Source organism: Amycolatopsis nalaikhensis, assembly GCF_030264295.1.
Lineage (GTDB): Bacteria > Actinomycetota > Actinomycetes > Mycobacteriales > Pseudonocardiaceae > Amycolatopsis > Amycolatopsis nalaikhensis.
Map to the genome: position 1 here is coordinate 9,674,395 of NZ_CP127173.1, position 11,744 is coordinate 9,686,138.

Here is an 11,744-nt window from a genome sequence, read left to right on the forward strand (position 1 = left end):
TCTGAGGCCTCTGAGGCCTCGCTCCGGACCGTTGTGACCCGACGCACACCCGGTCACGCCGGAGTGCCCGCCGGTGTCCGGTGGGCATGACGAACACAGAACAGACCACCGTCCTGATCACCGGCGCCAACAAAGGACTCGGCCTCGAGGCGGCCCGCAGGCTCGCCGACCGCGGCTGGCGGGTCTTCCTGGGCTCGCGCGACAAAGCCCGAGGCCAGGAAGCAGCCGACAAGCTGGGCGCCGGCGTCGTCGCGGTGCCCTTGGACGTCACCTCCGACGAGTCGGTCGCCGAAGCGGCCCGGCTCGTCCGCGAGCACACCGACCGGCTGGACGTGCTCATCAACAACGCGGGCGCGCCGGGTGCCGCGGTCCCGCCCGCGGACGCCACCGCCGACGACCTCCACGTCGTGTACGACGTCAACGTCTACGGACCCGTCCGGGTCACGAACGCCTTCCTGCCGCTGCTGCAGGCCGCCGACAACCCGCGGGTGGTGATGGTTTCCAGCGGCGGCGGCTCGTTCGCGGTCATCACCGACCCGGCCCAGCCCGTCTCGAAGATGCACGAGCTGGCCTACAGCTCGTCGAAGGCCGCGCTGAACATGATCACCGTCCGGTACGCCCAGGCCCTCCCGGGCATCAAGTTCAACGTCGCCACCCCCGGCGAGGTCGCCAACCACAAGTTCGCCGCCACCGACATGAACCGGCACACCGGCCAGCTGACCGTCACCGAAGGCACCGACTCCATCCTCGAGCTGGCGACCCTCGACGCCGACGGGCCCACCGGGATCTTCATCGACCGGCTCGGCCCCGTCGGCTGGTAGCAGATCCTCCACAGCAAGGCTTGATCACTGGAAGATCCTCCATCGCCCCATCAAGCCCGGCCCTGCTGAACTGGTCGCATGAAGCCGACTTCGTGGATCACGCGGGTGGACGTGCCCGCCAGGCAGGGCCGGGCCGTCCGGGTCGGTGCCGGGCACCTCGTGCGGGTCAGCACGCCGAACGGGGCGCAGGTCGGTGACCTGTTCGCCTTCGTCTCCGCCGACCCCGCCGAACACCTGAGCGCCGCGCACACCCGAGGGCACGTCAACCGCCTCTTCCCGCGCGTGGGCGAACAGTTCGTCACCACCGGCAGGCGGCCGATCCTGACCCTCGTCGAGGACACCTCCCCCGGCCGCCACGACATGCTGATCGCCGCCTGCGATCCCGCCCGCTACCGGAACCTCGGCCACCGGGGACCGCACGCCTCGTGCGCGGAGAACCTGACGACGGCCGCGCGCGAAGCGGGCATCGAGATCACCACCGTTCCGCAACCGGTGAACGTCTTCATGGACGTCGCCCCGGACGCCGCCGGTGAGCTGGAATGGCGCTCCTCCCCCGCCGGTCCCGGGGCCGCCGTGACATTCCGGGCCGAGCTGGACTGCGTGGTCGTCGTGTCCGCGTGCCCGCAGGACCTCGTCGGCATCAACGGTCGCGAACCCGGCCCGCTGGCCCTCGAAATCCGCCACTGACCCGAAAGGCAGCTCGATGAGCACGTCCCACCCCGCCCTCAGCCCCGTCCGCATCGGGAAGCACGAACTGTCCTCCCGGTACGCCGTCGCGCCGATGACGCGCGTCTCGGCCACGCCCGACGGCGTCCCGACCCCGGAAATGGCCGAGTACTACGCCGAATTCGCCGCGGGCGGCTTCCCGCTGGTGATCACCGAAGGCGTCTACCCCGACGCCGCGCACAGCCAGGGCTACCTCAACCAGCCGGGCCTCGTCACCGCCGACCACGTCGACGGCTGGCGCGCGGTCACCGGCGCCGTGCACGCGGCGGGCGGGGTGATCATCGCCCAGCTCATGCACGCCGGTGCCCTTTCGCAGGGCAACCCGCACACGAGCGAGCGCATCGCCCCGTCCGCGGTGCGGCCGCGCGGCGAGATGATGCCCGAGTACGGGGGCCGCGGTCCGTGGCCGGTGCCGCGGGAGATGTCGGCGCGGGACATCGCCGACGTCGTCGCCGGGTTCGCCGCCGCCGCCCGCAACGCGGTCGCCGCGGGCTTCGACGGCGTCGAGGTGCACGCCGCCAACGGCTACCTGCTCGACCAGTTCATCACCGATTACACCAACCTGCGCACGGACTCCTACGGCGGCCCGATGCGCGACCGGGTCCGGCTCGCCGCCGAGGTCACGCACGCGATCAAAGCCGTGGTGCCCGCGGATTTCGTGGTCGGTGTCCGGCTCTCGCAGACCAAGGTCAACGACTTCACCTACCGCTGGCCGGACGGGGAACGCGACGCCGAAACCGTGTCCGCGGAGCTCGCCGCGAATGGAGCCGATTACCTGCACATCGCCAGCGAGGGCCGCAACTGGCTGGACACCGCGCGGCTGGCCGGCGGGCGCACGATCACCAGTGTCGCCCGGGTCGCCACCGGCCTGCCGGTGATCGCCAACGGCGGCATGCACGACGTCGTGCTCGCCGAACGCGTGCTCGGGGAAGGGCACGCGGACCTGCTGTCGGTCGCCCGGGCCGCGCTCGCCAACCCGGACCTGCCGCACCGGGTGGCCAAGGACGCCGAGCTGGACCGGTTCGACCACGGCATGCTGGACCCGGAAGTCACCTTGGCCAACGTGCGCCGGTGGCGGGAAGGCGAGCGCGGATGAGCACGGACTCGTGGCTGGGTGGCGCCGCCGCCGTCGCCACCCTCACGTTCGACGTGGACGCGGAAAGCCCGGTCCTGGCGGCCGGGGCGCACTACGCCGGGCACCTGATGACGATGTCGCACCAGTCCTACGGCCCCGACGTCGGCGTGCCGCGGATCCTGGACATGCTCGACGAGCTGGGCGTGCCCGCGACCTTCTTCGTCCCCGGCTGGGTCGCGCGGCACCGGCCGGGGCTCGCGGCGTCCATAGTGGAGCGTGGCCACGAGGTCGCCCACCACTCCTACGCCCACCGCGCCCCGACGTCGATGAGCGACCAGGAGGAACGCGACGACTTCGCGCGCGCGATGGACGTCTTCGCCGCGCAGGGCATCGAGATCCAGGGCCACCGGGCGGCGTTGTGGGGCGCGCGGTGGCAGACCCCGGAGCTGGTCGCCGAGCACGGCCTGCGCTACGACTCCTCGCTGATGGCCGACGACCGGCCCTACCGGATCGCCACCGCGCGGGGCGAGATCGCCGAGCTGCCCGTGCACTGGTCGCTGGACGACTGGGAGCAGTACGCCTTCCTCCCCGAGCCGGCCATCGGCACCGTGATCGAGTCGCCGGCCAAGGTCCTGGAGCTTCTGGTGCGCCGAGCTGGACGGGATGCGGCACTACGGCTGCCTGTTCAACCTGTGCTGCCACCCGTTCCTCTCCGGCCGCCCCGGGCGGCTGCTGGCCCTGCGCCGGCTCGTGGAGCACGCACTGGAGTACGGCGACGTCACGTTCCTGCGCTGCCGTGACGTCGCGGCCGCCGCGCTCGCCGACCCGGCGCTCACCGCGCGGGCGCTGCCGGAGCCGCCGGTCTACCCGTAGAACCCGGCCGCTTCGAGCGCGAGGTAGAGGTCGACCCGGTCCTCGGTGCGGGCGACGTCGCGCCCGGTCAGCTCCGCGACCTTCGCCAGCCGGTTGCGCAAGGTGTTGACGTGGACGAACAACGCCTCCGCCGTCGCCGCCCACTGCCCGCCGTGCTCGAGGAACGCCTGGACGGTGCGGACCAGGTCGCCGCCGCGCTGCGCGTCGTGCTCGCGCAGCGGGCCGAGCACGACGTCGGCGAAGTCCCGCAACGTGTCGGCGTCGTGCAGGCCGAGCAGCAGGCGGTGGGTGCCGAGTTCGGCGAAGGTCGCGACCGGCGTGCCGCCGCGGCGCCGCAGGACGCGGCAGGCTTCCCGGGACCGGACGAGCGGTTGCTTGAGCCCGGCGCAGTTCGCCACACTCCCGCCGATGCCGACCACGGCGCGGTGCCCGGGAAACTGGCCGTCGACGGCACGGGCCAGCCGGGTGCCGAGCTCGTGGAGCTCGGCGTCCGGCCGCCGCCACGGCACCACCGCGACGACGTCGCCGCTGCCGCCGGCCACCGCGGCCGGGGAGTTCTCGGCGAGGAAGAACTCCATGACGGCCTCGGCCAAGCCGGGCAGCGTGGGCGGCTCGGCGCCCGAGAAGGCCAGCGCCACCACGGCGAGTGCGCCGTCGGGGTCGACCCCGAACGCGCGGAGCCGCCCCGGGACCTCGCCGCTGCGCGCGGGTCCGGAAAGGATCATGTCCAGCAGCTCGCTGGCGAAGCGCAGTTCGATCGCGTGCACCGCTTGCTGTTTGGCCACTTCCAGGCTGAGGAAGCGAGCCGTCTGCTCCAGCGCCGCGCGTTCGCCGTCGCCGAGTTCCCGCAGCGGGCGCAGGCACAGCAGCGCCGCGTCGAGGTCGCCGATCGCGCCAACGAGGAAGACGCTCGCCACCCCCGCGTCCCCGAAGTCGATCTCCAGCGGCGGCGGGTGGTCGCCGAGGCGTTCGGCCGCGGTGTGGCGCTGCTCCGCGGTCAGGGCCGCGCCCGCCGCGGCCAGCAGCCGCCCGGCCCGGTCGACCACCGCCAGCGGCACGTCGTAGTCGCGGCGCAGCACCTCCAGCGCCCCGGTCGCGCCCGCGCCTCGGGAGAGCGCCGTCGTCAGGGCGTCGCCGCGCCGGACCATGCCGAGCAGGCTGGTCTGGCGCATCGCGGCGTAGTGGCCTGCCGCGGCCCGGGTGACCGCCGTGAACGGCACGCCGATCGCGATTTCCACCAGGGGCAGCTCGGCCACCGCACAGGCGTCGATCACGGCCTGCGGCGTCCGCGGCTGTTGTTCGCGCAGCCCGAACACGATCCCGGCGGCCCCGGCCCGCACGACGTTGCCGACGAACTCCGCGGCCTCCGCCTGCTCCAGCCACATCCCGTTGGTCAGCACCAGCTCCCGCTCACCCAGGTACGGCGAGGGATCGCTCAACTCGGTGTTGTGCACCCACACCACGCGCTCGTCCACCGCGCCGGCGCGGCCTTCCACCAGCAGGCGCAGGCCCAGATCGGGGTTGTCGAGCAGCGAGCGGATCGTGAACACGTTGTGAAGCTTACACAGCGAGCCGGCGTTTCGCTGGAGCTTCCTCCACTGGTCACGCCCCTGAGGCGGGTGCTTTTGTAAGGCAACTCACCGTCCCTTTTGGAGGTTGCCATGGTGCGGGAAACGCCGGAGAGCGTGCCCTTCGACGCGCACGGGATCGAGCCGATCCCGGACCGCGGCCGGGACTGCACGCCGTGGGAGCAGTTCTGGATCTGGTCCGGCGCCAACATCGCGCCGATCAACTGGGTGCTCGGCGCGCTCGGGGTCACGCTGGGGCTGAGCCTGGTGGAGACGCTGGTCGTGGTCGCGCTGGGCAACCTGGTCGGCTGCGCGGTCTTCGGGCTGTGCAACGTGCTGGGCCACCGCACCGGGGTGAACCAGATGGTGCTGGGCCGCGCGCCCTTCGGCCGCCGGGGCGCCAAGGTGCCCGGTGTCATCCAGGGACTGCTGGCGATGGCGTGGGTCGGCGTCAACACGTGGGTGGTCCTGGACCTGATGCTGGCCGTGCTGCGCCAGCTCGGGATCGAGGGCGGGCCGTGGCTGCGCTACCTCGTCGCCGGGGTGATCATGGCGGTCCAGCTGTGGCTGGCGCTGTACGGGTTCTACGCGATCCGGTCGTTCGAGAAGTACACCGTGCCCGCCACCGTGCTCGTGATGGTCGTGATGACGGTGCTCGCGCTCAGCCGGGCGGACCTGGACTGGACCTCGTCGACCGCGACGTCGACTCCGGACAAGGTCACCGCGGTGACCCAGCTGCTCACCGCGATCGGCGTCGGCTGGGGCATCACGTGGGTGCCGTACTCGGCGGACTACAGCCGCTTCGTCCGGCGCGGCGCGTCCTCGCGTTCGGTGTTCCTGGCCTCGGCGCTGGGCATGTACCTGCCGACGGTGTGGCTCGCGGCGCTCGGGGCGTGCCTGGCCAGCGCGGGCGGCAGCGGCGACCCGTCCGCGATCGTGGTGAGCGCGTTCGGCACGATGGCGCTGCCGGTGCTGCTGCTGATCATGCACGGTCCCATCGCGACGAACATCCTCAACCTCTACTCGTCGTCGCTGGCCGCGTTGAGCATCGGGGTGAAGATCGCGCGCTGGAAGCTCACCCTCTTCGCCGGCGTCGTCGCTTCGGTCGTGCTGCTGGTGCTGATGGAGGCGGACAGTTTCGCGCACGCCTTCGACAACTGGATGACCTCGATCCTGGTGTGGATCAGCCCGTGGGCGGCGATCGTGCTGATCGACTACTTCGTGCTGCGCCGCGGAAGGCTGGACGTGCGGTCGCTGTACGCGGAGTCGAAGTCGGTGAACGGCCGCGCGCTGCTGGCGCTCGGCCTGGGTGTGGTGGCGGCGTGGTCATGGCAGTACGGGCTGACCCCGCTGATGCAGGGCCCGCTGGCGACGGCGATGAACAACACGGACTTCTCGTGGCTGTCCGGTTCGGTCGTCGCCGGCGGCCTGTACTACCTGCTGGCTCGGCGCGCGCCCCGGCGTTCGGAAGTCGGTGCGAGCCGGTGACCACGGTGGAAGATGCGCTGACCCGAGCCCATCGGACGCGCAACACGTTCCTCCGGATCACCGACGAGCGGGCGGCGGCCGTGGTGTCGCAGGGCCCGCTCGCGGGGATGCCGTTCGCGGTCAAGGACATCTTCGACGTCCGCGGGACCCGGACGTCGGCGGCGTCGCGGGTGTTCGACGACCGGCCGGACGCGAGCCGCGACGCGGAAGCGGTGCGCCGCGTCACCGCGGCCGGAGCGGCGCTCATCGGCAAGACGACGATGAGCGAGCTGGCGTACTCGGGGCTCGGAGTCAACGAAAGGTTCGGCACGCCAACGCTTTCCCGCGCGGGCCGCGAACACGTCGTCGGCGGTTCGTCGTCGGGGTCGGCCGCGGCGGTGCGGGCGGGGGTCGTCGCGTTCGCCCTCGCGAGCGACACGTCCGGGTCCGCCCGCATCCCGGCGGCCTGGGTGGGTGTGTTCGGGTTCCGCCCGAGCCTGGGCCGGTATCCCTCGGACGGCATGACGGCGCTGGCGCCGACTCTCGACACGGCGGGTCTCATCGCCGCCCGGCTCGAGCACGTCGAAGCCGTCGACCGGATCCTCGGTGGCGACCCGGGTCCGGCCCCGGAGGTGCCGGTTTTCGTCGTCCCGCACGAGGAGTACCTGAGCGGCTGCGACGGCGACGTCCTCGACCGGTTCCACGCGGACCTGGCGAGGCTGCGCGCGGCGGGGTTTCGCGTCGCCGAGCGCCGACTCGAATCGCTCGAACTCGCCCGACGGCTGCACCGGTTGCACGTGCCGATCGTGGAGTCGGAGGCGTACGCGGCGTTCGGGCGGTACCTCGAGGAGCCGGATCTCCTGTCTTCTCAGGTGCGGCGGCGGCTCGAGCGGGCCCGGACCCGGCTGCGGCAAGGGTCCGCGGATCCGCTCTACGGGTCGGTTTCTTCGCTCCGCCGCCAGTTCCGCCGGGAGTTGGGGAACGCCTTGTTGCTCAGCCCCGCAACGGAAATCGACGCCCCGGCCTACGACGACGTCCGCGCGTCCGCGGAGGCGCACGACGAGGTGAACGCGCGGGCGTTGGCCTTGACGATGGTCTTGAGCTACCTGGACGCACCCAGCCTCGTCATCCCCTTCGGCGGCGGCGGTCTGCCACGCAGTATCCAGGTTTCCGGAGCGTCCGGGTGGGACGGACGCGTCCTGCGGGCGGCTCGGCAGCTCGGAGCCGCGCCCGGTCTCTCGGAAACGGCCCGCCACTGGTGATGGTGCCGTCTCACGTATGGTCGGCCCGGCGGCGCTCCGCCGGGCCGACCGCGGAACTTCACCAGTTGGCGCGCGGGGTTCCGGCCGCCGGGGTCGGGGTGTCCTCCGCGGGCACCTGCCGGGTCGGTGCGCTCGCCGCGTCGCGGCTGCCCACCTGGTTCTCCAGGTTCGCCATCCAGCCGCGCCAGCGGTCCTGCGCCGGCTTGATCAGGCCGCCGCCGAAGCCGACCACGATCACGCCGCCGATCGTCGCCAGCACCGCGATCAGCACCGGGCCCGTGATCGCCGTCGCGATGTTCACCTGACCCAGCGCCGCGATGATGCCGAACGCCATGATCAACCAGTACGCCGCCAGCGAAAGCGGACGAGCCGCCCCACGGCCGGACAACGCCGACGCCACCATGTCACGCACCACCTTCGCGATCGCCGCGGCCACCACGACCAGCACCAGCGCCACCACGATCCGCGGCAGGAACGCGATGATGTCGTTGAGCAGCTGGCTCACCGGGTTCGTCGGCCCGAACACCCCGAACGCCAGCTGCAGCGCGATCAGCAGCACGAAGTAGTAGACCAATTTGACGAGAATGCCCGTCGCGTCGATCTCCTGCCCGCCGACCATTCCGGTCAGCCCGGTCTTGTCCACCAGCTTCCGGAAGCCGATCTTCCGGAGCACCAGCGACAAGCCTTTCGACACGGCTTTCGCGATCAGCCAGCCGATCAGCAGGATGATCAGGAACCCGACGAGTTTCGGGACGAACGTGGCCACCAGAGCCCACGCCTGACCGAGCCCGTCCCTCAATTGCTGGCCCATGTCGACCCTCTTTTCCGTTCCGCCGCGCAGAGATCTGCTTGGTGCGCATAGTGCACGGATGGTCAAACAGCGGCCGTGGGACGGCAACTCGAGCACCCCGGCTGAGGTATTCGACCCGAATTCCGCTCAAACTCATTCCCCGAGCGGGCGACCCCGCGCGGGGTACCCCGGGCCCGCGGCGCCCGTTCACCGCACTCGGAGAACCAGCTTTCCCGTCGTCGAGCCGGATTCGATCCGGCGGTGGGCGTCGACGGCCTGGTCCAACCCGAGCGCCTCGACCTCCACGCGCAGCTCCCCGTCCGCGACGGCCTGGACCGCGCGGCGCAATGCGCGCCCCACCTCCCCGGGAGCGACCGCCGAGAACGCCGCCAAGTTGAACCCCGACACGGTCTTGTTCGTGAACCACAGCTCGTTCGCCGGGATGCCGACGTCCTCGGCACCCGAGGCGTTGCCCATCACCACCAGCCGCCCCATCGGGGCCAGCCGGTCCAGGCTCGCGCGGCGGGACGGGCCGCCGACCATGTCCACGACGACGTCGAACTCGCCGGTGCCGTCGACCTCGTCGCGCAGGACGACCTCGTCGTAGCCGAACGCCTTCGCGGCCGGGATCTTCGCCGCACTCCCCACGGTGCCGACCACCCGGCCCGCGCCGAGCAGCCGGGCCACCTGTCCGAGCTGGCTGCCGACCCCACCGGCGGCGGCGTGCACCAGCACGCTTTCCCCGCGCGCCAACCGGGCGACGCGCTCGAGCACGAGGAACGCGGTGGTGCTGTTGGACGGCAGCGCCGCCCCGACCTCGAACCCGGCCTCCCCCAGCGGCGCGACCAGCGCGGCGTTCGCGGTGACGACCTCGGCGTAACCCCCACTGTCCACAATGGTCAACGCGGCGACCGGCTCCCCCACCTGGAATCCCCCGACGCCCGCCCCCAGCGCCCGGATCCGGCCGGAGACCTCGATACCGGGGACGAATGGCAGCGCAACGTCCACCACGCCCTGCCGGTAGAGGATTTCGGCGAAGTTGGCTCCGGCGTAGGCGACGTCGATCGAGACCTCGCCCGGGCCGGGCTCCGGGACCGGGACGTCGCCGAGCCGGAGGACCTCGGCCGCGCCGAACTCGGGGATGCTGACCGCTTTCATGCTGTTCGCCATGGGTTCGAGCCTATGGCGGTGGCGGCGGGCGGCCAGGTCCCGCGCCACCTGGGTCCGCCAGTACCAGGCAGCTACGCGTTCGCCTCGGCGAGCAGGCCGGATTCGTCGTCGTTGTCGCTCGTACCCGGTTCATCCGCATTGCCGTCCGGGTTCGAAGAAGAACTCAGGCGCTTGCGGACGGCGTCGTAGATCGGGGTGGCCTCGACGGTCTCATTCATGGCGCAATTCTCCAGACGCGACCGTCGCCCGAGAACCCCGGAACGGGCAACTCGATCGAGTGAAAAAAGGTCTTCACGGCCGTGGGCGCGTCAAGGCGCGACGCGGGCGGGGAATCACCAGCGGACCGAGATGCGGCACGCCGTCGTCCAGTTTGAACCGCAGCGCGAGATCGAAGGTGTCTTCGAGCTTCGCGGCCAGTTTCCGTGCCACGTCGCGGTCTCCGGCCGACCGCGCGTCCGCCGCGTCGCGGCTCACCCTGGTGATCCGCCGCCGAAAGGCAGCCTCGAACCGCACCTTTTCGTCCATTCTGGCAATCCTCTGATCAAACGCGAAAGAAACGACCCCCGGAGCCCGGCGAGAACTGCCCGCCCGGCGCCCGGCGACTGTAGCAGCGCGCCGAAGCGCCGATCGACGGCACCCGCGCGACGATCACGACGCGCAATTCGCCTCGGGCAGCACGGTCCGGAGTCCTGTCGACGCCGACGCGACAGACCGGACGAATCGCCCGGAAGGTCACGCACGTCAGGTTCGCTCAAGCGGAATCACCTGTTCGGGTGACCCGATCCGCGCCAGACGGTGATGACCCCGCTCCACCGCTCTGAGTACGTCCGGTCACCCGGGCACCACCCGCTCAGGCCGGCACCGGGCCCCGAATGGCCGGGCACCGCGCCACACAAAGCTACCCAGAGTAGGTCTCGCGGGTCCCGGTCACCCCGGCTCCTCACCCAGTCCTGAGGTTCCTTGGTCCGTTCGCGTCATGGAACCTGGTGCCGGGCATCACCCCTTTGCCCCCACCGACCGACCTCGAGGTGCAGCACCATGGCGACGATCGACGCGATCACCCGGCGTTCCGCCGGGGTTCACCGCGCCCCGGACAGTCCCGCCGCGGTGCGGGTGCTCGTCCTGGCCACCCAGCCCCTGGCCGCCTACGGCCTGCGCGCGCTGGTCGACCACACCGACGGCCTCGCCTGGTGCGGCGCCGCCCCCAGCGCCGACCACGCGCTGGCCGCCGTCCGACGCCTGCGACCCCACGTCGTGCTCGTCGACAGCAGACTCGACCGCGACGCCCGCGGCATCCACGCCCTGCGCGAGGCCCACGCCGCCGTCCGCGTGATCGGCCTGGTGCACGACAACGACCCGGCCGCCGCCGACTACCTGCACGCCGCCCGCACCGCCCGGGTCAACGGCCTGGTCTCCCAGTCGGCCGCCCCGGACGTGGTCATCGCCGCGATCCGCGCGGCGCACTGCGAACGGCCGTTCCTCGACCCCCAGCTCGCCCGCCTGGTCACCGGCGAGTCCGGCGTCATCCCGGCGCAGAGCACCCGCCTCACCCAACGCCAGTCGGAAATCCTCCGGCTGATCGCCCACGGGTTCCGCAACGCCGAAATCGCCGAGGAACTGGGCGTCTCGACCGAAACGATCCGCACCCACGCCAAGCAGATCATGCACCGGCTCGCGGCCCGCGACCGCGCGCACGCGGTGGCCCGCGGCTACCACCTCGGCCTGCTCAGCACCCCGGACCCGGTGATCCCGCGCTCGGCCTGAGCCACCGGCCCCGGAGAACCGTCGCGTGCGGCTCAGGCGGGGAGGCGGCCCGCCACGACGGCGGCCGCCGCCTTGGCGATCTCGCATGTTTCGCCGGGTCCTCGGCGTGGCTGATCGCGACGTCCGGTCGTCATCGGAGGCCGCCGTCGCGACCGGGTGGTCCGGGCGGAGTTCCGGCACGTCGGCAGACGTGCGCAGGGAGCACGGGCCGGTGTCCGCGAGCGGCGG

Annotated in this window: 13 protein-coding genes; 8 read left to right on the forward strand and 5 right to left on the reverse strand. The window is 71.9% G+C overall.

The annotated features are described in order from the left end of the window. Positions 1-86 precede the first annotated feature (86 nt). The 5 genes from QP939_RS46965 (at position 87) to QP939_RS46985 (ending at position 3,495) form a co-directional block, all read left to right on the forward strand. Positions 87-821: an SDR family NAD(P)-dependent oxidoreductase gene (locus tag QP939_RS46965; protein ID WP_285453361.1), complete on the forward strand. Its 735-nt coding sequence runs from the start codon at positions 87-89 to the stop codon at positions 819-821. A 78-nt stretch (positions 822-899) separates the two neighbouring features. After that, on the forward strand, positions 900-1,508 hold the full coding sequence (locus QP939_RS46970; RefSeq protein ID WP_285453363.1) for a DUF1989 domain-containing protein: 609 nt from the start codon (positions 900-902) through the stop codon (positions 1,506-1,508). 16 nt (positions 1,509-1,524) lie between these two features. Continuing rightward, entirely contained in the window at positions 1,525-2,643 is a 1,119-nt protein-coding gene (locus QP939_RS46975) for an oxidoreductase (protein WP_285453365.1), read from the forward strand. Continuing rightward, positions 2,640-3,422, forward strand: a complete 783-nt coding sequence (locus tag QP939_RS46980) for a polysaccharide deacetylase family protein (protein WP_285453367.1) — start codon at positions 2,640-2,642, stop codon at positions 3,420-3,422. Before QP939_RS46975 ends, QP939_RS46980 begins: the two co-directional genes overlap by 4 nt. Beyond that, positions 3,373-3,495 (forward strand): hypothetical protein, encoded by a 123-nt coding sequence (locus tag QP939_RS46985; protein ID WP_285453368.1) that lies wholly within the window; start codon positions 3,373-3,375, stop codon positions 3,493-3,495. Before QP939_RS46980 ends, QP939_RS46985 begins: the two co-directional genes overlap by 50 nt. On the opposite strand, the gene QP939_RS46990 is transcribed toward QP939_RS46985, so the two are convergent. Further along, on the reverse strand, positions 3,486-5,045 hold the full coding sequence (locus tag QP939_RS46990; RefSeq protein WP_285453369.1) for a PucR family transcriptional regulator: 1,560 nt from the start codon (positions 5,043-5,045) through the stop codon (positions 3,486-3,488). The genes QP939_RS46985 and QP939_RS46990 overlap by 10 nt on opposite strands. 111 nt (positions 5,046-5,156) lie before the next feature. Between QP939_RS46990 and QP939_RS46995 the strand changes: the two genes are divergently transcribed. After that, positions 5,157-6,551, forward strand: a complete 1,395-nt coding sequence (locus QP939_RS46995; protein WP_285453371.1) for a purine-cytosine permease family protein — start codon at positions 5,157-5,159, stop codon at positions 6,549-6,551. Beyond that, a complete protein-coding gene (locus tag QP939_RS47000) occupies positions 6,548-7,792 on the forward strand; it encodes an amidase (RefSeq protein WP_285453373.1) in 1,245 nt (414 codons plus the stop codon). The genes QP939_RS46995 and QP939_RS47000 overlap by 4 nt, the downstream gene beginning before the upstream one ends. 58 nt (positions 7,793-7,850) lie before the next feature. Here the strand turns inward: QP939_RS47000 and QP939_RS47005 are convergent, their stop codons facing one another. The 4 genes from QP939_RS47005 to QP939_RS47020 all read right to left on the reverse strand — a co-directional run bounded on the left by QP939_RS47005 (position 7,851) and on the right by QP939_RS47020 (position 10,277). Then, positions 7,851-8,603 (reverse strand): mechanosensitive ion channel family protein, encoded by a 753-nt coding sequence (locus QP939_RS47005; RefSeq protein WP_285453375.1) that lies wholly within the window; start codon positions 8,601-8,603, stop codon positions 7,851-7,853. Positions 8,604-8,789: 186 nt separating this feature from the next. Beyond that, positions 8,790-9,752, reverse strand: coding sequence for a quinone oxidoreductase family protein (locus QP939_RS47010; RefSeq protein WP_285453376.1), 963 nt, complete (start codon positions 9,750-9,752; stop codon positions 8,790-8,792). 71 nt (positions 9,753-9,823) lie between these two features. Then, a complete protein-coding gene (locus tag QP939_RS47015; protein ID WP_285453377.1) occupies positions 9,824-9,970 on the reverse strand; it encodes a hypothetical protein in 147 nt (48 codons plus the stop codon). A 73-nt stretch (positions 9,971-10,043) separates the two neighbouring features. Next, a complete protein-coding gene (locus QP939_RS47020; RefSeq protein ID WP_285453378.1) occupies positions 10,044-10,277 on the reverse strand; it encodes a hypothetical protein in 234 nt (77 codons plus the stop codon). A 513-nt stretch (positions 10,278-10,790) separates the two neighbouring features. On the opposite strand from QP939_RS47020, the gene QP939_RS47025 reads away from it, so the two are divergent. After that, complete coding sequence (locus QP939_RS47025; RefSeq protein WP_285453379.1) at positions 10,791-11,516, forward strand: response regulator transcription factor; 726 nt, start codon at positions 10,791-10,793, stop codon at positions 11,514-11,516. The last annotated feature ends 228 nt before the right edge of the window (positions 11,517-11,744 follow it).

Excerpts from the sequence above, each read along its gene's own strand:
- QP939_RS46965 (WP_285453361.1), top strand. The coding sequence starts at position 87 with ATGACGAACACAGAACAGACCACCGTCCTGATCACCGGCGCCAACAAA.
- QP939_RS46970 (WP_285453363.1), top strand. The coding sequence starts at position 900 with ATGAAGCCGACTTCGTGGATCACGCGGGTGGACGTGCCCGCCAGGCAG.
- QP939_RS46975 (WP_285453365.1), top strand. The coding sequence starts at position 1,525 with ATGAGCACGTCCCACCCCGCCCTCAGCCCCGTCCGCATCGGGAAGCAC.
- QP939_RS46980 (WP_285453367.1), top strand. The coding sequence starts at position 2,640 with ATGAGCACGGACTCGTGGCTGGGTGGCGCCGCCGCCGTCGCCACCCTC.
- QP939_RS46995 (WP_285453371.1), top strand. The coding sequence starts at position 5,157 with ATGGTGCGGGAAACGCCGGAGAGCGTGCCCTTCGACGCGCACGGGATC.
- QP939_RS47005 (WP_285453375.1), bottom strand. The coding sequence starts at position 8,603 with ATGGGCCAGCAATTGAGGGACGGGCTCGGTCAGGCGTGGGCTCTGGTG.
- QP939_RS47010 (WP_285453376.1), bottom strand. The coding sequence starts at position 9,752 with ATGGCGAACAGCATGAAAGCGGTCAGCATCCCCGAGTTCGGCGCGGCC.
- QP939_RS47015 (WP_285453377.1), bottom strand. The coding sequence starts at position 9,970 with ATGAATGAGACCGTCGAGGCCACCCCGATCTACGACGCCGTCCGCAAG.
- QP939_RS47020 (WP_285453378.1), bottom strand. The coding sequence starts at position 10,277 with ATGGACGAAAAGGTGCGGTTCGAGGCTGCCTTTCGGCGGCGGATCACC.
- QP939_RS47025 (WP_285453379.1), top strand. The coding sequence starts at position 10,791 with ATGGCGACGATCGACGCGATCACCCGGCGTTCCGCCGGGGTTCACCGC.